The 21,619-nt window shown below is 61.9% G+C and carries 24 protein-coding genes; 18 read left to right on the top strand and 6 right to left on the bottom strand.

Annotated features, from left to right (window positions below):
- The first annotated feature begins 13 nt into the window (after positions 1 to 13).
- Positions 14 to 2,035: an Atxe2 family lasso peptide isopeptidase gene (locus HL653_RS12275; RefSeq protein ID WP_171744761.1), complete on the top strand. Its 2,022-nt coding sequence runs from the start codon at positions 14 to 16 to the stop codon at positions 2,033 to 2,035.
- 56 nt (positions 2,036 to 2,091) lie between these two features.
- Here HL653_RS12275 and HL653_RS12270 read toward each other — a convergent pair whose 3' ends face one another.
- From HL653_RS12270 to HL653_RS12245, 6 genes are all read right to left on the bottom strand, one after another.
- Positions 2,092 to 3,747: an asparagine synthase-related protein gene (locus HL653_RS12270; protein WP_171744760.1), complete on the bottom strand. Its 1,656-nt coding sequence runs from the start codon at positions 3,745 to 3,747 to the stop codon at positions 2,092 to 2,094.
- Between the two features lie 110 nt (positions 3,748 to 3,857).
- Positions 3,858 to 4,532 carry a lasso peptide biosynthesis B2 protein gene (locus HL653_RS12265; protein ID WP_171744759.1) on the bottom strand — a complete coding sequence of 225 codons (675 nt, stop codon included), beginning with the start codon at positions 4,530 to 4,532 and terminating at the stop codon, positions 3,858 to 3,860.
- A gap of 55 nt (positions 4,533 to 4,587) precedes the next feature.
- The gene (locus HL653_RS12260; RefSeq protein ID WP_171744758.1) at positions 4,588 to 4,728 is read right to left on the bottom strand and encodes a benenodin family lasso peptide; all 141 of its coding nucleotides are present in this window, start codon (positions 4,726 to 4,728) and stop codon (positions 4,588 to 4,590) included.
- A gap of 175 nt (positions 4,729 to 4,903) precedes the next feature.
- On the bottom strand, positions 4,904 to 5,539 hold the full coding sequence (locus HL653_RS12255) for a GntR family transcriptional regulator (RefSeq protein ID WP_171744757.1): 636 nt from the start codon (positions 5,537 to 5,539) through the stop codon (positions 4,904 to 4,906).
- Positions 5,539 to 5,958 carry a helix-turn-helix domain-containing protein gene (locus HL653_RS12250; protein ID WP_171744756.1) on the bottom strand — a complete coding sequence of 140 codons (420 nt, stop codon included), beginning with the start codon at positions 5,956 to 5,958 and terminating at the stop codon, positions 5,539 to 5,541. The genes HL653_RS12255 and HL653_RS12250 overlap by 1 nt, the downstream gene beginning before the upstream one ends.
- 110 nt (positions 5,959 to 6,068) lie before the next feature.
- Entirely contained in the window at positions 6,069 to 6,470 is a 402-nt protein-coding gene (locus tag HL653_RS12245) for a hypothetical protein (RefSeq protein WP_171744755.1), read from the bottom strand.
- A 431-nt stretch (positions 6,471 to 6,901) separates the two neighbouring features.
- Here HL653_RS12245 and HL653_RS12240 point away from each other — a divergent pair, with 431 nt between their 5' ends.
- The 17 genes from HL653_RS12240 to HL653_RS12160 all read left to right on the top strand — a co-directional run bounded on the left by HL653_RS12240 (position 6,902) and on the right by HL653_RS12160 (position 21,583).
- Positions 6,902 to 7,174: a hypothetical protein gene (locus HL653_RS12240; RefSeq protein WP_171744754.1), complete on the top strand. Its 273-nt coding sequence runs from the start codon at positions 6,902 to 6,904 to the stop codon at positions 7,172 to 7,174.
- Positions 7,158 to 7,922 carry a DsbC family protein gene (locus HL653_RS12235; protein WP_171744753.1) on the top strand — a complete coding sequence of 255 codons (765 nt, stop codon included), beginning with the start codon at positions 7,158 to 7,160 and terminating at the stop codon, positions 7,920 to 7,922. The genes HL653_RS12240 and HL653_RS12235 overlap by 17 nt, the downstream gene beginning before the upstream one ends.
- A gap of 187 nt (positions 7,923 to 8,109) precedes the next feature.
- Entirely contained in the window at positions 8,110 to 8,427 is a 318-nt protein-coding gene (locus tag HL653_RS12230; protein ID WP_017500136.1) for a hypothetical protein, read from the top strand.
- A 108-nt stretch (positions 8,428 to 8,535) separates the two neighbouring features.
- Positions 8,536 to 8,802, top strand: a complete 267-nt coding sequence (locus HL653_RS12225; protein WP_171744752.1) for a type IV conjugative transfer system protein TraL — start codon at positions 8,536 to 8,538, stop codon at positions 8,800 to 8,802.
- A gap of 5 nt (positions 8,803 to 8,807) precedes the next feature.
- On the top strand, positions 8,808 to 9,443 hold the full coding sequence (locus HL653_RS12220; protein WP_171744751.1) for a TraE/TraK family type IV conjugative transfer system protein: 636 nt from the start codon (positions 8,808 to 8,810) through the stop codon (positions 9,441 to 9,443).
- Between the two features lie 37 nt (positions 9,444 to 9,480).
- The gene (locus tag HL653_RS12215; RefSeq protein WP_253717970.1) at positions 9,481 to 10,221 is read left to right on the top strand and encodes a type-F conjugative transfer system secretin TraK; all 741 of its coding nucleotides are present in this window, start codon (positions 9,481 to 9,483) and stop codon (positions 10,219 to 10,221) included.
- Positions 10,218 to 11,522 (top strand): TraB/VirB10 family protein, encoded by a 1,305-nt coding sequence (locus HL653_RS12210; RefSeq protein ID WP_216599991.1) that lies wholly within the window; start codon positions 10,218 to 10,220, stop codon positions 11,520 to 11,522. Before HL653_RS12215 ends, HL653_RS12210 begins: the two co-directional genes overlap by 4 nt.
- A gap of 35 nt (positions 11,523 to 11,557) precedes the next feature.
- Entirely contained in the window at positions 11,558 to 12,196 is a 639-nt protein-coding gene (locus HL653_RS12205) for a TraV family lipoprotein (protein WP_171744749.1), read from the top strand.
- Positions 12,193 to 14,691 carry a TraC family protein gene (locus HL653_RS12200; protein WP_171744748.1) on the top strand — a complete coding sequence of 833 codons (2,499 nt, stop codon included), beginning with the start codon at positions 12,193 to 12,195 and terminating at the stop codon, positions 14,689 to 14,691. The genes HL653_RS12205 and HL653_RS12200 overlap by 4 nt, the downstream gene beginning before the upstream one ends.
- 5 nt (positions 14,692 to 14,696) lie before the next feature.
- Entirely contained in the window at positions 14,697 to 15,023 is a 327-nt protein-coding gene (locus HL653_RS12195) for a hypothetical protein (protein WP_171746936.1), read from the top strand.
- A complete protein-coding gene (locus tag HL653_RS12190; RefSeq protein ID WP_171744747.1) occupies positions 15,020 to 15,253 on the top strand; it encodes a hypothetical protein in 234 nt (77 codons plus the stop codon). The genes HL653_RS12195 and HL653_RS12190 overlap by 4 nt, the downstream gene beginning before the upstream one ends.
- Positions 15,254 to 15,281: 28 nt before the next feature.
- A complete protein-coding gene (locus HL653_RS12185) occupies positions 15,282 to 15,935 on the top strand; it encodes a conjugal transfer protein TraW (RefSeq protein WP_253717968.1) in 654 nt (217 codons plus the stop codon).
- The gene (locus HL653_RS12180) at positions 15,932 to 16,948 is read left to right on the top strand and encodes a TraU family protein (protein ID WP_171744745.1); all 1,017 of its coding nucleotides are present in this window, start codon (positions 15,932 to 15,934) and stop codon (positions 16,946 to 16,948) included. The genes HL653_RS12185 and HL653_RS12180 overlap by 4 nt, the downstream gene beginning before the upstream one ends.
- 251 nt (positions 16,949 to 17,199) lie before the next feature.
- A complete protein-coding gene (locus HL653_RS12175; protein ID WP_171746935.1) occupies positions 17,200 to 19,056 on the top strand; it encodes a hypothetical protein in 1,857 nt (618 codons plus the stop codon).
- Positions 19,053 to 20,177 (top strand): conjugal transfer protein TraN, encoded by a 1,125-nt coding sequence (traN, locus tag HL653_RS12170; protein WP_171744744.1) that lies wholly within the window; start codon positions 19,053 to 19,055, stop codon positions 20,175 to 20,177. Before HL653_RS12175 ends, traN begins: the two co-directional genes overlap by 4 nt.
- Complete coding sequence (locus HL653_RS12165) at positions 20,149 to 21,006, top strand: type-F conjugative transfer system pilin assembly protein TrbC (RefSeq protein ID WP_171744743.1); 858 nt, start codon at positions 20,149 to 20,151, stop codon at positions 21,004 to 21,006. The genes traN and HL653_RS12165 overlap by 29 nt, the downstream gene beginning before the upstream one ends.
- A complete protein-coding gene (locus HL653_RS12160; protein WP_171744742.1) occupies positions 20,978 to 21,583 on the top strand; it encodes a S26 family signal peptidase in 606 nt (201 codons plus the stop codon). The genes HL653_RS12165 and HL653_RS12160 overlap by 29 nt, the downstream gene beginning before the upstream one ends.
- Positions 21,584 to 21,619: the final 36 nt, after the last annotated feature.

The following is a 21,619-nucleotide window of genomic DNA, read 5'->3' as shown; positions in this document are numbered from 1 at the left end:
ATTCTGGAGAGCGGTGGCGCTCGCCCTTATTTGCGGCAGCGCACCGTGCATTTCGGCGGGAAGTCAGAAACCTGCGAGCTCAACGCACCCGGACAGCCCTGCCGCCAGACCCTTGACGGCGGCCGATCTCGTTCAACTGACGGATATTGGCCCTACCTACCCAGAGCCCGGACAGCATGTATTTAGCGTCTCGCCCGACGGGAAGAAGGTGGCGTTCCAGATCAGGCGAGCCGATCCGTCCTCGAACCAATATGAGATCGAAATTGTCGTTGCAAACATTTATGACGATTCGCCGCCTAAGACGATCGATGCCGGTGGCGGGTTCATACCTCAAATAGTGCGCGGCATCGGCGGCGCTACTGTAAGCACCGGATACGCGGCCTCGGCCCCGATCATCTGGTCCGCAGACGCAAAGTCGGTATATTTTCTCAAGAAACCCGCCGGAAAGGTCCAGGTTTGGCGGTCGGCGTCAGATGGTAGCCAGACTGAGTGCCTGACGTCTGAGGCACAGGATGTTGAGAATTTCGCAATTTCAGCTGACGGTCGGCGGGTCATCTTCTCGACCGGTTCGACCGAAACCGCCCAGGAAAGGAGTCGCCGCGACGAAGCCCTCCGCGGTTACCGGTATGATGAACGGTTTATACCGTTGTTCGCAAATGGACCGGAGGCGTTCCGCACAGACACAATTGTCGTACGAAGCCTCGAACTTGCAACGGGTGTGGTTGATCGCGCAACAGGAGCTGATGTCGACGCCCTGGGCGCCGGCGGCGCTGCAGGCAGCTCCTCAGTAGTAACGTCGCCGCAGGGACGCGCGGCCTCCGTGCAGCGCGGGAGCGTTCCGGGCTGGTCGGAGCCGTCGCAGATTTTGGTAAGGGATCGTGGGAATCGGACGAGCCGCTGTGCAGAGGAGGCCTGTTCTGGGGCGACTTTGATTTGGTGGGTGAAGGGCGGTCAGCGCTTACGCTATCTTCGGCGGGAAGGCTGGGGTCGGGGTGAGTTGGCCATCTATGAGTGGCAGCCCGGTCGGGGTTCGCCGCGGCGGCTTTACCTCACTGCGGATCTTCTTGTTGAATGCCAAGCCCTCGGGGACAATCTCATATGTGCCCGTGAGCAATCTCGCGTGCCGCGCCACCTTGTCATGCTCAATCCTGGCACCGGTGATGCGCGGGTAATTTATAATCCTAATCCGACCTTCGGCGGTTTAGCCCTCGGGCAAGTCGAGCGTCTAAACTGGCGAAACGCGTTCGGGGTCGAGACCTTTGGCGACCTCGTTTATCCGGTAGGGTATGTCCGTGGCACGACGTATCCCCTAATTGTGGTTCAATATACATCACGGGGATTTTTACGCGGCGGGGTTGGTGACGAATTTCCCATTCAGGCATTCGCTAATCGGGGCTACGCGGTCCTTAGCGTCCAAAGGCCCGACGCCCGAAACCTTGTGCCACGTTCGGCGACAATGGCGGACTATGAACGTCATCTCTTGGCCGGTTTCACTGATCGGCGCAGCGTGCTTTCGTCGATAGAAGTCGCTGTTCAGGTTCTGACCAGGCGAGGCATTGTCGACCCTGGGAGGATTGGGCTCACAGGGCTGAGCGACGGATCGTCGACGGTTCAGTTCGCTGCGATAAATAGTACGGCGTTCAAAGCGGCGTCGGTCAGCGGTTGCTGTTGGGAGCCGTTTCAGGATGCTTTTGTCGGCCCAGGGGCATCACAGGCCTTCCACGAGATTGGGTGGCCGCGCTTGATCGACTACAATGCTCAATTCTGGTCGCGCATGTCGCTGATTCAGAACGCCAAGCAGATTACGATGCCACTATTGATGCAGCAGTCGGATGATGAGTTTCGCGCTGCCGTCTCAAGCTACACAGCGCTCAAGCAGGCGGGGCGGCCGGTTTCACTTTTCGTCTTTCCGGATGAACATCATGTAAAATGGCAGCCCGCACATCGATTGGCAGCATATGAACGCAATTTACGCTGGTTCGACTATTGGCTCAAGGGCGTTGGCGGCGGACAAGAATGGGGAATAGAAAATTAAAAATGCCGATCGCTCGCGGAGGGTTTGATGTTGAATACAGCAGCTTCTCTCAGTCCTTAACAGCTCTGTGAGAGACCGGCGGATCTCCAGTGTTCGATCCATGCTTCTGTATCGACAAACATCAGTATTCGCATGATCTCAGCAGCCGTCATCTGCCGGTACCCGATGAGAGCTGCTTCAATGTGTGGTCGGTTGAGGACTCCGTTGCGTATTAAGAAGCCATCCAGCATCCTCTCACGTATCTCGGCGCGGAACCGTTCAAAAATCTCGAACATGAAGCCTTGCGGGCTACCTTTCGCTCGACGTTCAATCACAGCATGCGGGAGCGACTGCTTGAAAGCTTCGCGCGCCACGGCTCTATCCCGCCCCATAGCGCATTGCTGCCATGTCGGAATTTGAAGGCAGATTTCCTGGATCGGCTGCGATGCTAGCGGATGCACGACCGGAAACCCTCCACGTTCGCAGTAAGCGTCGAGGGAATAGTGCATTCGAAGGATCATTGCGATGTGCGCGGCCTTGCCGGGCAACCTTGTGCCTTCAGGCACCGCGAGCCAAGGATGTTCAACTGGCTCCTGTAATACTGTTTCGAGGGCCTCGGGTGCGATGAAGGATTCCTCTGTCCCCCAGATGTATCCCTTCGTGGAATTTCTCCCGGCCACGATTGCTTGTGCGATCACCTGTCGGGCTGGGGCTCCCGTGATGGTACAGATGTCTCGCAATGTGTGCAGCAGGCCCGGGGAAAGCCCCTCCGCTGAATATCTGTCGGCCAAAGGCCGTGCGGAATGGCTCATATAGAAGACATTGTCGCCACCATTGCCGGTGAAAATCGCGTTCGCCCCCACTGCCGCGGCGACTTTTACGGCCGCCTGGTCATAGGATTGAGCGTCGAGGCGGCCAGCCGGCGTCGGCAGATGGCGTACAGACGACGTGCCGAGATCGATGTGTTCCAACAGATAGGACTCTTCAAACATCTGGATGTTTAGATATTCCGCAAGCGAGCAAGCGAATAGTCTTTCGTCGCCAAGCGGATCGTTGGTTGTCAGCGTGAGGAGCGATAGCTCGTTACCGCTCGCTTGAAGGCATGCTGCAACGATGGATGAATCAAGCCCGCCGGAGATCCCGAGGACTCCCTTGTTGTACTGCTTTCCCCAGCCGCCAACGCAATGTTGAACTGTCCTGCGAAGTTCGTCTGCTCGCTCAGGCGGAGGCTGGTCCGCGTGCAGGGGGACGAAGCTCCACGGGTTCCATCTGACGGCAGTGGTCGTACGCGCGCCCTCGACTTTCAGGGATGTTCCGGGAAGGATTTGTGCGATGCCGCTCAGCGCGGTCGCCCGTTCCGGCATCCCAGCGACAAGGAGCGCCCTGGCGATCCTTGATGTGTCAATCTTTGGACTCGGCAGCCCTGCATCGACAAACAGCGAGGGCTCCGATGCTAGATATAATACTTCTTGGTGCCTCGAGTAGTAACATGGCAGGGCCCCGGAAGGATCGCGGATGATCGTGAGCGCATCAGCAGTTGTGAGAACGGCGACGTATGTTCCCCAGTATCGCTCGATCAGGTGTTGGCCGTTGGATCTTTCTATCGCGTCGATTTCGGTTGGGCTAAATTGCACCGCGCGATCCGTCGGACCGTGTCGATGGAACAGAATGCCTATGATGAAACCTTTCCCGCCCGGCAAAGTAATCAACGCGCCGACATCGCTGATATCCACGCAAGTTTCAGCGGAAGGAGTTTGCCGGATGAGAGGAAATTTTGTAGATCGAGGGGCCGCGGGATCGGTTTTGATACCCGACCGGCTGATCCGGGCGACAAATTTTATGCTCATCTGAGCACCAAGATAGGCGTGTACAGGCCAACCTGCTCGGCAGTGTCGGTGAGCACCATGGCGTCATTTTGTATCCAGGCGTGCGCGGCGAACGGGTCAGACCTAACTCCAATGACAAGTTCGGCGGCGACGCCGCGTTTGCGGCAGAGGGAGTACATTGCGAGGGATCGCGGCAAGCAGCGGTTTGCGCGTCCCAGAAGGTAAGCCGTGTAATCAAACGCAGCCGCAATCTCCGAAAGCTGTCGCTTTGCTGTTGCTGCATTGGGCGGCTTGCGTGAGCGTATGCTTTCTGTGTGCCTGATTACCGCTGATAGCGCTTGATTTCGTAATGCCAACGATGCTCGCAATTCCCAGTATAGGGCGGCCACGAAGGTTGGGAAACTTAGAAGAGACAGTCCGTCTCGACGGTCGTCCGTCTTGGGGATGGCGATTGAAGCTGGGAATATTGAGGGGTCAGATGATTCGGTTTCAATCAGATCTCCTCGCTCCACCAGCGGCGACAGCGCATCTCGAGCGCCGTCGAACGCTTCTCCACCACGACTTACCAATCTTTGAAAGGCGATCGCACTGGCTGGCGGCAAAGCCAGATAGCGATCTTGGGCCAGGTCGAGGAAGATCACTCTGCGTCCAGCCAAACAGTGATGGAGGCCTTCTCTCAGTCGATAGTACATCTAGCTGATCCCGAAGCAGTGGCGCGCGCCGCGGCGCGGCGCGCGCCAAAGGCGTTCAGTCGTCCTCGAGACCGATTCCCATCAGCTGCCGCTGAATGACCGTATCGCCCAGCCCACCCGAGTTGCCCTTGGTTTCCTCGGAAACGGATCCGAGATCGATCAGCTCATCGCAGATGCGATCGTCATTGCGTTCCATCTTATGCTCCTCATCGATTGCCGCGAAAGGACGGCAGCTTCAGAGTAAGCTGGACGGGGTCGGGCCTGGTCCAAATATATCCGGACAGGCTGGCGGAATATTCGCCAATCAGGTGGTGCGCTGCAACTTTTGGCCGGCAGTGGGCAGCACAAGTGCGATATCTCTTTGAAAAACTCTATCTTTCTCCCAGCTCCGTTTCTTGGATAATCATTCGTTGATGACGGATTTTCCGCAGATGGTACGTCTCGACACGGCGACGCGTTGCCTTTTGAACGTCTTTCACATTCAGGCTCGTGAGTGCTGCCAGCTCCTTTTCCGCAAGGATCGGATTTTCATAATTCGCGATTCGTATGTAGTGCAGGCGTTCGTTTACGAGTCGCACCTGGGCAGACGCTTCTCGGTTCCCTATCGCGCTAGCCATTGAGGTAAAGAACTCCATGGTCCGGTTGGCGACTTCGACCGCTGAGAGTACCGTACCTTTGCTCGAATACTGGGAGAGCACGGAGCGAACGGCAGTCTCCTTCAGAGCCGATATAGTCGCCAGCATCAGTTGCATGTGCCACTCGAGCAGTTCGACGGTGTCGGTTGGAGCAAGTACCGGAACGAGAAACCCTCCATCGGCATGATGGGTAAGAAGCCCCTCTCCTACCAGGATAAACGCGGCTTCGCGGACAGGCGTCTTGCTTGAGCGGTGCCGGTTTGCAAGGTCCTGAAGGTCGATCCGCTTGCCCGGGACGAAATGTCCCGCCAGGTAATCCGCCTTAAGCCCGGCATAGACGCGCTCCTGAAGCGGCGGATCCATTGCCGACATCACAGTCCCGCTTCGGCCGGCGCCTGCTTTGTCGCCCATGTGGGTGTCAGAGCCCGCGTCAGATGGTCAAGGTTTCTCTGCGAGATCATCTCGACGCACATCCGCTCGAGTTCGCTGAGGTCACCTGTTGCCAATTGCTTTGGAAAGCACATCTTCTGCCCTGCAAACAACAAAGGGATGAGGATGTGGCCCGTCGAAAGCCCGAGCGTATAGGCGCAGGCGAGATGGTCATCGAGACGGGAACGTGGATTGCCAGCTTCGATCTCCCGAAGCCAGCGCACGCCCATGCCAAGTTCGCGCGCCAATTCGCGTTGCGTCAGGCGCAGCTTCTTCCGTGCCTCTTCAATTTGCCGTCCCGATATCACTTTGACGTACAGGATCGGACTTTCAGCAACGGAAGTCGCTAATAGATGCGACATATCCGCGTCTCCTTACGGGAGATCCCGCCCGCCAAGGCTATTTCATGGGTTCGACGCTAAGGTGTACTTACCACCACTGTCAATTGGGAACCTCGGCCATGTTGTCGGCTTTACCCAGTAAGATCATTGGCATCCCGGGATGCTGGCGCTCTTGCTCCCGACTGCAAGGCGCGATCGAAAGCGTGCAGCAAGGCACTCCGGTCTGCTTTGGTGACCTGCAGAAGAGCCACGATATAGATTGTGCCCAGAGTGGGTTGCCTGGCGTCGGGCACGTCCTTCTGAATGCGCTCGGTGATGCTAGTCGCCATCTCCCAGAGTTGGCTGGAAGCCCCGACATGATGTTCTTCGTTTCCTCCAAGGCAACTCACTTGCTGCCCTCTCAGTTGGTCAACGATATCGCGCGTTGGCAAGGTGCTTAGGTATTCGATCGCGACATGAAGCGTAGTTCCCCAGGCGATCAGCGACCGTGTCGCACGAATCAGATGGCAGTGCGAATCGATCAGGATGTCCAATCCGGCCGGCGAGAGCCGGAGCTTGAAACTGCGTCTTGCTCGACCCATCGCCTTCTCTCCTGGCAAAGCTAGCGCTCAATACCGAGCCGAGTTTCCGAACCGGTGCATTCCCACGACGAACTGAAGCAAAAGCGGCACTTTAGTGCCGCTTTCGCGCAGAGTGGTTCTTGGAAGCGCTTCTTCATCTTCATTGAGCAGTTCCGCTCCTCTTATGCTTTGTTTCTCCGCTTCGGCACTTCAGTGCCCTGCCTATTGCAGCGGACATTCTAGGTGGTCATTGCTCGGGACGCACCGGATCGGCGGAGTGAATGGCTTTCAGTCCAGCTGCCCCACCGGACTAACCAAACCCCAATCCGAGCGCCTTGCGGCGCCACGAGGAGATGCGTGCCATGGACTTTCCTTGCTCCCCGCCCATTTTTGCAGGAGCCCTTTTGCTCATCATCGGCGCCACCCCTGTCAGCGCCCAAACCTATCGTCCCGACGCCGAGGGTTACCCTTGCGCCCGCACCTCCCAGCTCGTGGTCGTCCAGAGCGAGACCGGCTTCTCGATCCGTGAAAAGACCGAACGCGTGGTTCCTGCCACCGCGGCGCCGGCGCCTACGCCCACCGCGATCAAGCTCGGAAACTCGTTCACTTTCGACCGCGGAATTTTCTCGCGCACCTCCCTCGTTTATCCGGAGCTGTCCGATGCCTCGCAGCGGTAAACTGCTTCTCGCTGCGCTGCTTTGCGCATCGGCTCCCGCCTTTGCGCAAGAGAACAGCGCCGAGCCGCTTACCGCGGCCGGCGCAGAAGCTCAGCGTCAGTTGCGCCAAACCTTTACCAATCTGACCTTCGAGGACTTTGGTCCGGCGCCTGTCAGTGGTCCAATATATCAGGCCGTTGCGGGGGGACGAGTCATCTATTTCGCGCCGGAGAGTCAGCATCTGCTATTCGCGGCGATTTATGACAAAAACGGCGTCAATCTGACCGCATTGGCCCAGGATGCCAGTGCGAGAAAGCGTCTCGGCGTCATCAATCCGGCTGATGCTCTGGTAATCGGCCCGGCGAATGCGCCAAAGGTGATCGAGTTCACCGATCCCGACTGTCCCTATTGCCAGGCACTCGAACGCTTCTGGCTGGCCAAGGAAGCCGAGGGGAAACCGGTTCAGCGCCTCATCTATTTCGTGAGCGGCATTCACCCGCAGGCAGCGGCTAAAGCCGAGCATATTCTCTGCTCCGCGGACCAGCAGGCAGCCTTCAAGTCGGTCTACTCGGGTGCCCAACCTGCCACGCTGCACAAATGCCGGCCCGGCGCCGAGAAAGTCGCGCGCGATGCCGAGACCGTCCGCAAGATGGGGGTCTCAGGCACGCCGACGCTCTTTGTCGACGGCAAACTCGTGTCGGGCTTTCAGCAGGCCGAACTCGAAGCTTTTCTCGAGACCGAAAGCCGGAAGCACAAGCCCAGTCCCTGAAGGGACGGGCCCGAGGTTTTTGGCGGAACTCGCACGCGCGCGGCGAAGGCTGTGCCGGCGAGAACCGGGATGCCGGCGGCAGCGCGCCTCCAGGGGCCGTCCAGCGAAGCCACCGGCCGGACACGACCACCGATCGGTACCGGCAAGCATGACCTGGACGGCTCTGGTGACCACAAGGAGACTGAATATGTTGACATTGCTTCGGGGAAGGACGTTCCGCACGATCGACGCGGCGGTCCTTTTCCTGCTGGCCGCGATCGCCGGCACGAGCGTCGCCTACGCCTTCCAGGCGCCGGCCGCCGGCGACCTCGGCTACGACATCTACGACATCGTCGTGAATCAGGGCGTCAAAGGTCCGCTCGGCTTTGTGGGCGGCGTTGCCGCCTTCCTGTTCGGCGTCTCGCGGCTTTTTTCAAACATCATGATCGGCATCCCGACGATCGTGGCGGCGGTCTGCCTCATCAAGGCGGATTCGATCCTCCAGACGTTCGGCATGGTGATCTGAAGACCGGCTGGGACGCCGGTGTGTCGGCGCCCCGGCTACCGCAACGGAGGGCGATGGTCGCCTTTCGGACCCCACGCCCAACGGCGTGGTGAAGCAAGGGAGAAGGGCGTGGACGAACGTCTGCCGCAGTTCCTGCACCGGCCGGTCCAGATCCTCTGGTTCGATAGTCAGGAATTCATCGTCGTGATGAGCGTGATCTTCGTCGCGGTCATCGTCGGCGGGATCATCGGCTGGGCGCTCATTGGCGCTCTTCTCCTCTTCATCCCGTGGAAGCGGACCAAGCCGCGTGGGTTCATCCCGCACCTGGCCTGGCGCTGGGGCCTTGCCCGCTTCCGCAATTATCCGGGTCCGACCCAGACCCGCTTCTTCGAGTAGGCGAGATGGCACATCCCTTCCGACGCAAGGCTCAGGCCGACATGATCGGCGACACGCGCCCGAGTTGGCACCTGCACCGCTATCTGCAGGGATCGGCCAACCTCTTCGAAGAAAACCGGCTGCTCAAGGTGGCGATCGCCGGGCTGTTCGGCATCACCGCGGTTCTCGGGACACTCATCTACACATCAAACCAGAATACACGCACCGTAATCGTGCCCTTCGGCGCGGACGGCGATCTCTATGTGACGGGCAACAAGCCTTCCGAGAGTTATCTGCGTTCGATCACCTTCAACATTGTCGGCCTCGCTGGTACCTATTCCGCCTATTCGGCCGACCGACAGTTCCAGGAACTGCTGCGGATCGCGCACCCCAGTGCGTACAATGGGCTGCGCGATAGTCTGAACCGACTGCTGGACGAACTCGGCAACAACCCGACGCTTTCGATCGCAACCTATGTTCGCGGCGATCAGCCCGTCACCTGGACCGGCAGCGAGATCCTCGTGCCCGTCGAGAAGGTCCGCGTGATCGGCGGCGTCATCCGCAAGTTCCGCGGCAATCTGCGCATTCGCTACGCGCTCGAGAACGGCCGCTTCTGGCTGACCGCCCTCCAGGAGGAGAATTTCAGTGCCGACATCCGGTAACCGAGCGGGATTCATTTGCCTCGCGGGCGCGCTTGTCGTGTCCCTTCCCTTTTCCGTGCCCGCCTTCGCCCAATCGATCGCTGCACTGCCCGATCAGACGAGCCGCATCCGGCTCTCCAATCGCGACGTCAATCATGTCGTTTGCATCGGTGGCGAGATCGAGGACGTCAAATTCTCGGCTGAGAAGGGCCTCGCGGTCGAGCGCGGTGGGTCGGACGCGTGGATCAAGTTCCTCGTTCTCGAAACCGAAGACCCGGGCGTGGCGGCGGGCAGCACGAAGACGCGCACCTATGTGACGACTCCCTCCGAGTTCTTTGTCTCGTGCAACGGCGCCATCTATCCGCTCTACGCCGAGCCCGCCGACATCGCCGCCCAGACCGTAACGCTGGTCCCCGGCGGTGCGCAGCGCGCGCGTGCCAATGATGCGCTGCTGGGTCCACTGGTCGAGGAAGAGCGAGCAGTCGGGATCGCGCTTGCGATCCTGCAGGATCGCGTGCCCGCGTCCTTCTCCGAAGTCGCGCCGTACCGCGACAGGCTGACCCTTGCCGGCGTTCCTTCGGCGTCGCTCAGCGAGCGGAGGCGTTTGGAGATCGAGGGCGCTGGGCTTTCGGTCAGCGAATATCTGGTCCGTGCCAGCGTTGCGATCTCGCTCGATGAACGCGACTTCCTCGATCAGGCACTCGGGGCCGACATCTTTGCCATCACGATAGACCGGCTGACGCTGGATCCCAACGAGACCGCTCGGCTGATCGTCGTCCGCCGGAGTGTACAGCCATGACCGCGCCCGAAGAGAATCTGCAGGGCGGGCCTGGACCGTCGGCCCGTCAGGGTGAGGACGTCAACGAGACGCCGACGGCCTCTCGCCCCGCTCTGCTCGATCTTCCGGCGCAGTGGTCGAAGCTCAGTTCCGACCAGAGATTGCGCGCCAAACAGCTGGGCATCGTCTCGACGATCGCGTTGCTCGGCCTGGGCCTCTACACGGCAAGCACCAGCGGCCAGAAGGAGGCACCCAAGGCGCCCCAGGCTTCCAATCTCGACATGGGTGCCGGCCTCCGCGGCGACAGCCTTGAGGTGAAGCTGCGGGGAGACCTGCAGAAGATACTCGACGGCCAAACGCTGCTCGGCGACCGGGTGACGGCAATCGAGGAAGGAAAGGTGGTTCCCGGAGCGGGCGGCGGCGCGCACGCAACGACTGCCGGCGATGGCGGCGATCTCCCCCCGGCAATACCAGGCGAGGCTCCAGCCTATCCGCCAGCTCCCCCCGAGGCCAGGGGCGCAGCCGACGAAATTCCTGCCCCGCCCAGTGCCCCGTCGGCCCCGCCGGCTCCGCCTGCACCGCCCACCGAACGGCAGGTCGGCGCGATCGGCGCTGCGACCGCGACCCAAGCGGCAGAAGGAGGCGCGGGCAGCGGGGCCGCGTCAAAAAAAGGAAAGCGGACGATCTATTTGCCACCTGGTTTCATGAAGGCGCGGCTGCTGACCGGTATCGACGCGCTGGCGAGCCGGGACGCGACCAGTAATCCCGAGCCGATCATCGCCCGGGTTCAGGCGCCGGCCGTGCTCCCAAATGAGGTGAAGGCCAATCTCGCTGGCTGTTTCGTCATTGGAAACGCGACCGGCAGCCTCGCCAAAGAACGGGTCGAGATCCAGCTCGTGTCGATCTCTTGCGTGGACTTCGACAGCCATGCCGTGGTCGACCAGGCGATCAAGGGCTTCTTTGTCGACGCCGATGGCAAGAAAGGCCTGTCCGGCAAGGTCGTGACCCGCGCCGGCGCGACGCTCGCGCGCTCGTTCATTGCCGGCACGATCGCCGGCATTTCGCAATCGGTCGAAGGAACGTTCGGGAGCCTCTCGACATCAGCGTTGGGGAGCGTGCGAAGTCTCGACGCTGGCGATGCCGTCAAGTCCGGCATTGCCGGGGGCCTCTCCAAATCGTCGGACAAGCTCACGGATTTCTATCTCGACCTCGCGCGCCAGGCCGGTCCCGTCGTGGAAGTCGGCGCGGCCAAGGATGTCGTTGTCGTCATCCAGGAAGGCCTGGCGCTCGAGATCAAGCCGACCGTCGCGGGCAAATTCTGATGCGACGCTCCCCCTACCCTATTGGAGGTTCCGCCATGCCTTTGCTGGCTTACCAGTCTCTCCATCGCTCGCTCGTCGCGCTTGGCCTGCTTGTGGGTTTGAGCGGATGCGCGACGGTCGGCTCGATGATGTCGCCCTATTCGGAGAAGTTCGACTGCAAGAACAGTGACCACGGTCAATGCATCCATCCCGATCTGGCTTATGCGGATGCGGTAGCAGGCGTCACTTCCAAGTCGGACCCCAAGGTTACCAATGATCGTGCCATGCTGCGCGGGCGGGATGCTGGTCGAGCGGGTTCCCGATCGCGGGGCGAAATCGCGGGCAACGCCTATGGCAGCTACCGCGACAGCGTCTATCGCGAGCTCAAAGGTCTGATCGAAGCGCCGGTAACCCCGATGCTCAAGCCTGCGCAGACCGTCCGCACGCTGATCCTGCCCTACGCCGATCGGCAACGCCCGGACCGGCTCTACATGCCCCGCTATGTCTATTCGGTGGTCGATAAGCCCGTCTGGGTGGTGGGCGGCGCATTTGTCGCCGCGCCTGATCGGGCGGTTCAGGCGCCGATCCTCGGTCAGGTCCGCGTGCGCGACACGGTTGATCCCGATGGTGAAGCCGCGCCCGGCGCCCCGCCCGCGCCAGCCATCGTGCCGCCGGTACCGGAGCAAAGGCCGTGAGCGGCCTCAGCTATGCACGCCTTCGCAATGCGGTGCGACGCGACAGCTTCTCGGATTATCTCCCACTGGTCGCATGGGAGGAGGAGACCGAGGCGTTCCTCTGCATCGACGACACCTGGGGCCATGCCTGGGAGGTGATGCCCACCGCCTATATGTTCGCCCATGTCCAGGGCGCCTTGCAGGGATTGCTCAATATCCATTTTCCCGATGGGACGGTCCTGCAGCTCCATACCTTCGCGGACCCGCTGATCGACGACGCGCTCGACGCATTCCTCGACTTGAAGACCCGCGACGACCCGCTCATTCAGGCCTCGGCGCGCTATACGCACGCTTATCTCAGCAAAGGCCGCCATGGTCTCAAGGCGCTCCACGGCATCCCGGTCCGCAATTTCCGCACGCTGCTCTCAATCAAGACGCGCCGCCCGCTCGGCGAGGATTTACGCCGGCAAGTCGAGGAGCAATTGTCGAAGCTTGGCATCCGGCGGCTCCCGCCAGAGGAGATGGTCGCCTTCTATCGACGCGTCTTCAACGGCGTCGCCGATCCGGCCCCGGGCGTCTTTGCAGACGGCACGACCACAGGCGCGCCGCCGATTGCCAAGCAGATCATCGATGCAGGTCCGGATCTCGTATTCGAGGGCGCGGAGGTGTTCCTGGGCAACCAGGTCGCCCGTTGCCTGACGCCCAAGGCACCGGCCCGGCGTATCACCGCCGAGCGCGCCAATCGTCTCATGGGCGGCATGCGTGGCGCCTCGGAAGACAGCGACCAGATCGGTGGGCCGTTCCTCTACACGCTCAACATCCTGTTCGATCATTCGCAATTCGAGATTCACAAGCGCGCTCAGATCCTTTCGGCGCAAAAGGCGGCGGGCAGCTTCGCGGTTGAGGTCGGCAAGCAGATTGAGGAGATAGGCTGGATCCTGGACGAGGCGGGCAACAGCAAGTTCGTCCGCGTTATTCCGACCGTCTGGGTGTTCGGCCGCGACCGCGCGCATGCGCGCGACCTTGCCGCCCGCGCCAAGCGCCTGTGGGAAGGCGAGCCCTTGCCCTTCTCGATGCAGGAAGAGAGTTACCTCAACCCGACCCTGCTGGTGATGAGCCTGCCATTCGGCCTCTATCCCGACCGCACGACATTGCGCCTGCTCGAACGCGACTTCCGGATGCCGGTCAAGGCGGCGGTGCTCATGGCGCCGATCCAGACCGATTTTCGGGGCGGCGGGCGCCCGGCGCTTCTCTATACCGGCCGCAAGGGCCAGCTCGTCACGCTCGACCTCTTCGATCCCAGGATCAACAACTACAACTTCATCGTCTCGGCCGAGAGCGGCGCGGGCAAGAGCTTCCTGCTCAACAATCTCTGTCAGCAATATTACGCCAATGGGGCACTGATCCGGATCATCGATATCGGCGGCAGCTACCGGAAGCTCTGCACGCTCTGCTCGGGCCGCTATATCGACATCGGCGAAGAGCATCTGGTGCTCAACCCCTTCGATATGGGGCTCGCACTCGACGGCGATGACAAGCAGTCGGCGATCACCATGGCGGTCGCGATCGTCGCGGAGATGGCGAACGCCGCAACTCGCAAGGGCGTGACCACCTCCGAGTGGAATCTGCTCAAGTCCGCTGTCCAGTGGACGATCGACACTGGCCGTGCCGATCATGGCATTGATGCGGTGCGTGAATGGCTCGGCACTTATCCATCGCTGGTCGAGACCGATCTCGATCGGGTGGATCATCTCGTACCGACGTCACGCGAACTGGCTTTCAACCTGCGGGATTTCGGCTCGGCCGGCGCCTATGGCCATTACTTCAATGGCCCCTCGACGCTCGACATCCGCAACGATGAGTTCGTGGTGCTCGAGCTCGAGCGCCTCAAGTCGATGCCGGACCTCTTCAACGTCATCGTCATGGTGGTAGTGAACGCGGTCACGCAGGAACTCTATCTCTCCGCGCGCGATCGTCCCCGCTTCGTCCTGTGCGACGAGGCCGCGCAGTTCATGACCCGGACCGATGGGCAGGATCTTTCGCGCCTCGCCGAGGCTTTCGGCCAGGGCTATCGGCGAGCACGCAAATATCGCGGCTCGTTCGGAATCGTGCTGCAGTCGATGAACGACCTCGCGCTGTTCGGTGGCACGGGTCAGGTGATCCTCGAAAATGCCGCGACACGGTTCCTGCTGCAGGGCTCAACCTATGACCGGGCGGTCGACAACAAGATCCTCGATTATTCGGGCTTTGTCCTCGATCTCCTGAAGTCGGTCCGCAACTCCAAGCCCAACTATAGCGAGGTGTTCATCGACTCACCCTTGGGCTTGGGCATCGCGCGGCTTGTAGTCGATCCTTTCTCCTATTGGATCAACACCTCGGCGCCCGATGAGGTTGCCGCGTTCGAGGCGCTCTTACGAGAGGGACTTTCGCCACTCGAAGCGATCTGCCGTCTCGCTGGCGTCGAGCCCTCGCAGATCCTGGGTACGCCTGCCGCGACTGGCCTGGTGGGAGTGTGATCGCCATGGCACGATCTGCACCGCATCCCGATCAGCTGCCGCTCAACTGGTCCGACAACGAAGCCATCGAAGTTATCGTCGAGCAGCGTGTTGCCGAGCGCTTCCAGGCAGAGTCGTTTCAGTGGCGCTTTCGGCTCGTGTTGATCGAGACGGTTATGATGGGCCTTCTGGTGCTCGTCGCCGGGCTCGTGCTCAAGCAGCCGACCATGATGGTGCTGCGGGCCTCGCTCATCATCGCGGCATCCTGCCTTGCGACCGGGCTGCTCCTGCTGAGCCTCTCTGCTGCAACCGCGAAACTCATGAGCCGCCTGCGCAAGGGCAAGCGCAAATGAACGGCCTCACCTCTTCCGCGCCGTCGCAATCGGCGATCCGGCTGATAGTCAGCGGCTTCCTCCTGATGTTGATCCAGAGCGCGCTGCTGCTGATGTCGCCATCGCTAGGCTCTGAGAATGGCGTCCTGATCTGGACCCTGACCCCGCTTTCAATCTGCGCGTTCGTCGCTGCCCTCATCGGGGTTCCCGAGCCCCCGGAACGCAACTGGAGGCAACGTCATGGCCGCTGACATACTGCACCGGGTTCACTGCGGACCCATGTTCCTGATACTCTTGACCGGCAATGCGTTGGCCGTTGCGGCCGCGCTCGCCGCGGCTGGGCCGGTCACGAGCGGAGCCCAGTCGCGCAGCACGATCGGGCGGACCTGGCCGATCGCGGAGCCTGATGCGCTTACCGAGATAGAGGCTAAGGTCGCGACCCTGCCCAGCGACATGAGCAAGGCATTCGGCCCGCGCGACAAATGGACCGCCCTTAAAGCCGCGTCGCTCGGCGTCGCGGGCGCCGATCGGGTGCGCAGCGTCGTGCCTTTCTACACGCTCGACTTCGACGTCACGTTGCCGGGCGGGAAGACGCTCTATCCGAAGGGCTTCACCTTCAACCCGCTCACCTATGTAAAGCTGCCGCAGCGCCTTGTCGTCGTGCATCCGCGTGATCTGGGCTGGGCGCTTCGCAATGCCCGACCGAGCGACTTCATCCTGCTTTCCGCGCTCGGAACCCAGAATGGCGACCCGATTGACCTGAGCGAAAAGACCGGCCGCGCGATCTTCATTCTCGAGGATCGGGTCAAACAGCGCCTGGGGCTCACCGTGGCCCCGGTCATCGTGGAGCAGTCGGGAACGCGCCTCGTCCTCAGCGAATATGGACCGAAGAGCCGGACTGTCGCACCCGCCACGAAGGGAGCGATACGATGATCGGACGTCTTCCTGTCTTCGTCACGGGACTCGTCTTCGGGCTCCTGATGACGCTCGCCTGGCCGAGCCAGGCACATGCCTCCAAATGCGAGGCCGGCACCGTCTTCAATCCGATCACCAAGGTGCGCTGGACCTGCATCTTCCCCATCACCGTGGGGGGCATCCGGGTGGGGAGCTTCGACAAGCTCGACAAAGCGCTCGACGCCCAATCTGCCTCCAAGCCGTTGTGCGCCTGCCGCAAGGGCATCCAGTTCTGGTTCGGGGTCAAGGTCTCCTACTGGTCGCCCAACCGCATGGTCGATGTCGTGACGGAACCCGGCTGCATGATGGCGCTCGGCGCCGATCTGTTGCCGACCGGGGGGAGGCTGCAGGGCAGCCAGTCGTCCATCTCGGACGGCACGAACACCCGCAAGATGTTCGCGCAGATGCATTATTACATATCGCCGGTCTGGGCGATGCTCGACATGTTCACCGACCTGCCGTGCCTTGAGAATGACGGTTTCGACGTCGCCATGATCACCGAGGTGCTGCCGACCTGGCAGTCGGGGACATTGGGAGCGATCATCCAACCCGAGGGCATTCTCTTCGGCAATCCCGCCGCAGGCCTTGCCTGCATGGGCGACAGCGCCGCAGCGGCTGCGGGCAAGGTCATCGACCCCCTTTTCTGGTGTATGGGATCGTGGGGTGCGACCTATCCGATCGCCGGCGACATCCACTTCGACGATAGCGTCGAAGCCTGGGCGGGGCTTGCCGCGCGCGGCGTGTTCATGATGGGGCGCCTGGGCGCGCTCACCATCAGTTCGGCCGACGGCTGCTCGTTCATCCCTCAGCCCGTCTGGACCAAGTCGCGCTACAAGCTCCAGATCATGGAGCCGGTCAAGGGCGGCAAGTGTGTCAACATCGGCCGACCAGGCGCACTCTGGTCCTCGGCCAAACATGCGCCGGGCAAGGACAATGCCCAGTTCATGCTCTTCGAAAAGGTGATCTGCTGCGCCGGGATCCCGGTGCCATGAGCCGGTCATTTCCCCAGGTTCCCGCACGCGACAGTCGTCCATTCCGGAGGTCTGTTCGCCAAGGCCCCTACGGCCGATGGCTGCCGTGCGGGACCGGAGCGGCGCCGCCAAGCCCCCCTGGCGGCGTCGCTCCACCCCCGGCCAGCGCGGCCGCACTGCTCCCCCGGTGGGACCGGCGCCTCCTCTCCGCCTGTTCCATCATCGCGACCGCGCTGGCCATTCCTCTGACAGCGCCTGCCTTGGCGCAGACGATGGAGGAGCGCGCTCGTTCGGCAGCAGACGCGGCACGCGCCAAGACCAGCGACAGCGAGGCGCTGCAACAGAATTACGTGACGCCGGGCCTTGCCGGGCAGCCGATCTCGACTGTCGACAACAGCCGCACTTTCGCGCCCAACATTGCCTGCCAGAAAACCGCGACGATGCTCGAGGTGCTTATCCAGCCTTCGGCAACCGGGGATCTGGGCAGGGTCACGATCGCGCGCGACACCGATCTCGATGGCACGGTCGACATGACCTCTAACCTGCCTGTGCCGGTCTCGGGCATTTGCGCGAACGGCGTTGTGTCGTGCCAGCCCGGCAGCTGGAACGGCTGCAGCTTCTACCTTTGGGAGGTCGATGCGGCCAAGGCCTTGAAGCTGACATCGGTCGATATGCCCAGGCTCGCCGGCTGCTACTGCGTCAACAACAGCTGCGGCACCAATCTCGCTTGGGGCAATATGGCCTCGGTGCTGCGCGATCTGGGCGGTGGGATGATCGGCGCGCTCACGACCGCCGATCCACGTTATGGGGTCGCGGAAGCCGTCATCGACGGGCCAGCCATCCGTTATGTCGGCGCCCAGTCGACCGCCTGCTCGTCAAACCCCAACCTGCCCCAGACGGCATATCGATCCAATCCCACGGTCATCGTTCCCGACGCCTATTCCGCATCGAGCGGCAGCGCCGTCTTTCAGGCGCTCAAGGGCTCGGCCGTCGGCACCGGCACCTCGCTTCAATATCGGCATTGCAGCATCGAACGCAGGGTGACCGTGCTGAAGCCCGGCGCGGAGGATATCATCAGCCGAACCTCGGGCGGCTATTCGACGGTTCAAAACGGCAGCTCGTTCGATTTCCTGATGGGCTCGCCCGCGGACAACAGCCTTGCCGGCGGAAGCTGCACGCTGATCGATTTTCGCATGACCCTGCATGTCAGCGATCCCGAGCGCATCGTTGACGCCCGCCTGACCCAGTTCTTCGCGGACGACTGGGCGCAGGTGCGGGTCGATGGGCAACTCGTCGGGTCGGGCCCCTCGTCCTGGACGTCGATGGGGCTGCCGCCCAGCAAATGCGAACTCAAGAGGACGTTCTATTCCTATCCAAATTTCGATCTTAAACCATTTCTTACCGCCGGAGATCACGAGGTCTGGCTGCGCGTCGCGGTCGCGGAAGGCGGCGAAGGCTTCGCGCAGATCCATGTCGATGTCGACAATAGCTGCAAAACGCTCGAGCAGGTCGTCGATAGCTGTGGGACGATTGCGGCCGATCCACAATGCAAGCTGGACAGCGAGCTGGTCGACGGCGTCCAGACCTGGATCAATGGTGTCGCGACGGGCCTGCGGCCCCTGCCTCAGACCCGGATATTGGGTGGCCCCGCCTGCCCGACCGACCTCACACGTGATTTCTTCCTGAAAGACAGGACCTATCGCTGCACCGTCGATGACATAGCGAAGCCCGATACGAGCCGCGGCGCCTATATTACCGACCATTCGACCGAGACCCTGCTCGCCGACCGCGCACGACAGAGCGACGGCAGCTTCGCTACGTCGACCCGGGCGTTCAGCCTGCCCGATCGCGGCTCGGTTCCGGCTTGTGAGCCGGTTTGCAAGACCCGCGCGCCCAAGGCGAACAGTGAAGCGGCAATCGATGGGGTTATTGGCACCAAACAGAATGTGCCCACCGGCTATGACACCTTCTTCCACGCCTGCACCGCCGACAATCAATGCCCGGCAGGCCCCGGGGAAGAAGTCGTCTCCGCCTGCGGGTGCCTAGATGATTTTCCCGAGGCGGTCGTGATGATGCAAACCGTGCGTCTTGCTGGCGCTGACCTGGTTTGCACGGGGAGCGTGCAATGACGGGCCTCCCGGCAACGAGATATTGGTATCTCGACCCGCGTGGCGCCGCGCTCGCGCTGGCGCTCGGCGTGGGTTTCGCTCTTGCCTGTCCCACTGCCGCCAGCGCCCAGCAGTTCTGCGCTGCCGATCTCAACAACAATGGAGACGCCGCCGATGAAGGCGAGCAGGCGAGCTGCCGTTCCACGACCAGCGGTGCCTGGCTCTGCCCGATCCAGGAGGTCGACTGCGTGGCTGATGCCATGGGCCAGTATAGCTGCCCGGTCGGCCCGCAATATGCCTGCCTCGTGAAGACCGACGGTGGCGCGCCGGCATGTTCGCCCAATCAATGTGCGGATCTCGCGAGCAATCCGATCGTGGATGAGCCGCCGATGGACGATCCAGGAACCGCACCGGACGGCGGCATCGATGCCGACGGCAATTGCCTCGGGAACATCGAGATATTCTCGGGCCGCGGGGTGCGGTGCCGGCCCGCCGGGCTTTCGACGACTTTCGCGAATTGCTGCAAGGATAAAGGAAAGATCGTCAAGGACGGGATGGGCTCGTCCATCTCGTCGATCGGCACCAAGATCGCGGTCGCCAAGGGCGTATTTACCGGCATGAAGGCGGCCTATGTCGCCTTCAAGGCGGGCGCGACCGCCAGCCAGGCCGCGAGCGCCGGCGCGAACGCCTTGATCGTCGGCCTCGACCCGACCTCGCTGGCGGTCAGCCTCGCGATCAACTTCATGATCGATTTCCTGTTCTCCGGCTGCGACCAGCAGGACATGGAGACGGCGATGCTTCGCTCGTCGGGCATGTGCCATGAGATCGGAAGCTACTGCACATCGAGCTTCCTGGGCGTCTGCCTGCAGAAAGCGCGCGGCAATTGCTGCTTCAACACCAAGCTCGGCCGCATCATCCAGGAGCAGGGCCGTCCCCAGCTCAAGGCCTTCAACGGCAATCTCTGGGGTACGGCCAAGAAGCCGATGTGCCGGGGTTTCACACCTGAGGAATTCCAGGCGCTGGATTTCAGCAAGATGGATCTCTCCGAATATTATGCGGACATCGAAGCCCGCGCTCAGTCCGACATCCAAATCGACATGGGGGAGCGCATCGATGCGTATCTCAAAGCAGTCAATCCATAGCGCCACCCTTCTCGCGCTTCTGGGCGCTGCGACCGCCGCGCTTGCACAGGATAGCGCGCGGCAGTCCGCCGCGGATCAGGGCCAGGCGAGCTTGGACCGGCTGGAAAACGCAGTCTCGCGCGGCAAGGAGGATGCAGCGCATCAGCCGGATCCCCGGCTTCCGCGCACCGACAACGCCGCCGACCGCCGACGCGCGTTCGAAGGTCTGCACAAGCGGGCCCCGGCGCCGGACATGGAAGCGCGCGCTCGGGCTGCACAGGCGCGCGGCGAGGCAAGTCTCGCGGCTGAGCGCGAGCGGCAAGCCAAGGCGCTGCGCCAAGCTCTGGGGCTTGAGCCTGCCGAAGAGCAGGCGCTTGCCAAGGCAAACCCGGCGGCAACTGCCAAGGGTTGGGTGCCAGTGCTGTTCGTGTCGTCGTCCATGCCGATCTCGACGCTGCGCAACTATGCTGTCCAGCTCGAAAAGGTGCGCGGCGTCATGGCGTTTCGCGGGGTGCCCGGGGGTCTGCGGAAGATGGGTCCGATGGCGAAACTGACGGCGCAAATCCTCAGGCTCGACCCCGGCTGCGAAGGGCCGAACTGCGTCATGCGCGACGTTCAGCTCATCGTCGACCCGATCGTCTTCCGCCAGCATGGAATCGCCCGGGTTCCCGCGCTTGCAATGATCCCGGGCGATCCAACCCAGGCCTATTGCGAGCGTGATGATGAAAGCCCGCGCGCGGCCCATGTCGTCTTCGGCGACAGCGCGCTTTCCGGAATGCTCGAAGAATATGCCCGGCTCGGCGGAAAGGAGGAGGCAAATCATGTTCAGGCTCTTCTGGGCGCTCGCTAGAGCGATCGCCGGCCTCTGGCCGCGTCTTCGCCACTTGCCGCGCAAGGCCGCGATGGCGCTTGGCGCACCCGGACCGGATCAGCCGGCGCGGCCCGACCGGCTTTGGCGCGCCATGCTCGTCGTCCTGCCGGTGGCATTGTTTGCAGCGCTCGTCGTCCCGCAGGTGACTCTGGTTATGACCCCCTCGATCGATGCCTTCGCGGTGCGCAGGAGTCCGGGACCGATCGCGCGCGGGGACTATGTCATGTTCATGCTTCGTCACCCGATCGCCGGGCCAAACCCGGTTTCCGTCACCAAGCACGCGCTCTGCATGCCGGGCGACCGACTGACGATGTTCGAGACGCCGTCGCCCCTCGTCCGCAACAGCAGGGACGGTCATTATTATTGCAACGGGGAGCTTCTGGGTGTCAGCGTTCCGCAAGCTCATAACGGGATGAAACTCGACCATATGAGGTGGAGTGGCATCATCCCGGCCGGCATGGCCTATGTCGGTTCGCCGCACGTACGCGGATTTGATAGCCGCTATTTCGGGCTGCTGCCGATCGCAACTCTCACCCGCATGGAGCGCATCCTGTGAGGGCGCGTGATCAACGGGAGTTCCGGGGGACGTTTC

It is taken from the genome of Sphingomonas sp. AP4-R1, assembly GCF_013113735.1.
Lineage (GTDB): Bacteria > Pseudomonadota > Alphaproteobacteria > Sphingomonadales > Sphingomonadaceae > Sphingomonas_I.
Note: the sequence above shows the minus strand (reverse complement) of the source record. Positions and strands in the feature narration are given on the sequence as shown.

Bases quoted from the DNA above. Each gene is read 5' to 3' on its own strand.
- HL653_RS12250 (WP_171744756.1), bottom strand. From the start codon at position 5,958: ATGTCGCATCTATTAGCGACTTCCGTTGCTGAAAGTCCGATCCTGTAC.
- HL653_RS12165 (WP_171744743.1), top strand. From the start codon at position 20,149: ATGCGTATCTCAAAGCAGTCAATCCATAGCGCCACCCTTCTCGCGCTT.
- traN (WP_171744744.1), top strand. From the start codon at position 19,053: ATGACGGGCCTCCCGGCAACGAGATATTGGTATCTCGACCCGCGTGGC.
- HL653_RS12195 (WP_171746936.1), top strand. From the start codon at position 14,697: ATGGCACGATCTGCACCGCATCCCGATCAGCTGCCGCTCAACTGGTCC.
- HL653_RS12265 (WP_171744759.1), bottom strand. From the start codon at position 4,532: ATGTACTATCGACTGAGAGAAGGCCTCCATCACTGTTTGGCTGGACGC.
- HL653_RS12255 (WP_171744757.1), bottom strand. From the start codon at position 5,539: ATGTCGGCAATGGATCCGCCGCTTCAGGAGCGCGTCTATGCCGGGCTT.
- HL653_RS12160 (WP_171744742.1), top strand. From the start codon at position 20,978: ATGTTCAGGCTCTTCTGGGCGCTCGCTAGAGCGATCGCCGGCCTCTGG.
- HL653_RS12260 (WP_171744758.1), bottom strand. From the start codon at position 4,728: ATGGAACGCAATGACGATCGCATCTGCGATGAGCTGATCGATCTCGGA.
- HL653_RS12210 (WP_216599991.1), top strand. From the start codon at position 10,218: ATGACCGCGCCCGAAGAGAATCTGCAGGGCGGGCCTGGACCGTCGGCC.
- HL653_RS12175 (WP_171746935.1), top strand. From the start codon at position 17,200: ATGGAGGAGCGCGCTCGTTCGGCAGCAGACGCGGCACGCGCCAAGACC.
- HL653_RS12220 (WP_171744751.1), top strand. From the start codon at position 8,808: ATGGCACATCCCTTCCGACGCAAGGCTCAGGCCGACATGATCGGCGAC.
- HL653_RS12235 (WP_171744753.1), top strand. From the start codon at position 7,158: ATGCCTCGCAGCGGTAAACTGCTTCTCGCTGCGCTGCTTTGCGCATCG.
- HL653_RS12180 (WP_171744745.1), top strand. From the start codon at position 15,932: ATGATCGGACGTCTTCCTGTCTTCGTCACGGGACTCGTCTTCGGGCTC.
- HL653_RS12190 (WP_171744747.1), top strand. From the start codon at position 15,020: ATGAACGGCCTCACCTCTTCCGCGCCGTCGCAATCGGCGATCCGGCTG.
- HL653_RS12230 (WP_017500136.1), top strand. From the start codon at position 8,110: ATGTTGACATTGCTTCGGGGAAGGACGTTCCGCACGATCGACGCGGCG.
- HL653_RS12205 (WP_171744749.1), top strand. From the start codon at position 11,558: ATGCCTTTGCTGGCTTACCAGTCTCTCCATCGCTCGCTCGTCGCGCTT.
- HL653_RS12185 (WP_253717968.1), top strand. From the start codon at position 15,282: ATGTTCCTGATACTCTTGACCGGCAATGCGTTGGCCGTTGCGGCCGCG.